The 937-nt window shown below is 58.4% G+C and carries 1 protein-coding gene; it reads right to left on the reverse strand.

What is annotated here, in order from left to right:
• Positions 1-937 (reverse strand): neutral/alkaline non-lysosomal ceramidase N-terminal domain-containing protein (locus OB13_RS14270; RefSeq protein ID WP_461490842.1); only part of this gene is annotated, 937 nt, incomplete at both ends.

The raw sequence follows: 937 nt of genomic DNA on the forward strand, positions 1-937 counted from the left end.
CATTCGCCACTGTGGTTCGGGCAATTCAAGCTCGTGCCTGGCAAAGCCCAAAACGGCCGAATCGGTCATGTGCACAGCCTGGAGTTTGCGCACGATCGCCTGTGCCAGCTGCTGACCAACGGCTTTGGTGCTCTGGTAGGTATCGCCATGCGGGGTGTTAAGGCGGTGACTGGCAACGGCGCCAGCAGCAAAAGCGGCAAAATCAACGGTCTTCTCCAACTGGTCTACCAGCTCTCCCGGGTAGTCGCGCGAAAGTACCGGATTCATAGCGGGCAGAATTGTGGGATGGCCCGCAAAAGTGCTGAGAACGGCCGTTCTGCCTTCCAGCTGCTCTATCTTCAGGAAGCGGATGGTGGTGTCCAGGGTTGCAGTGGAGTTGGTCAGGCGGTTGGCAACCAGGCGGGGGATTTTGGCCTGCCCGTATCCCACGCGTGCCGGCAGCTTGTTTGCCTGAGCCTCCACTATACTTTGTATGATGCGGGCTGTAGTCGTTTCTGTCACTTCCTGGTTATACCTGCCCGCCATTAGGCGGCCTGCCAGTTTTTTGCCCCAGCCGCCAAAACTGCTGTGGGTATGGGTGGCTGTCAGGTATACCTGCTCGGGCCGGAGGCCGAGCGCGGCATATTCTTTCTCGAGGGCTTCCGCTACCTCCATCGGGGCAATGAGCATGTCCAGTGCCACCACGAAGGCCTGCGTCTTTCCATTGTCGAAGGCAAAGGTGCGCACCCATACCGAGTCATGCACTTCGGTGTACTCCAGTCCCTTGCGCTTGCCATACCCGGCCAGCGGCGTGTTAACAGGAGGGGTGATGTTTACTTTGGACCAGCCAACCTGCAGGGTATCGCCTGTGGTTACCAAAGGAGGCTGCGCCTGTAGTGCCTGCCTGGTCGTGTTATAATAGCTCGTTTGCTGGTAAGGGGTATGGTCGATGCGTTGC

Source organism: Pontibacter sp. HJ8, assembly GCF_054824225.1.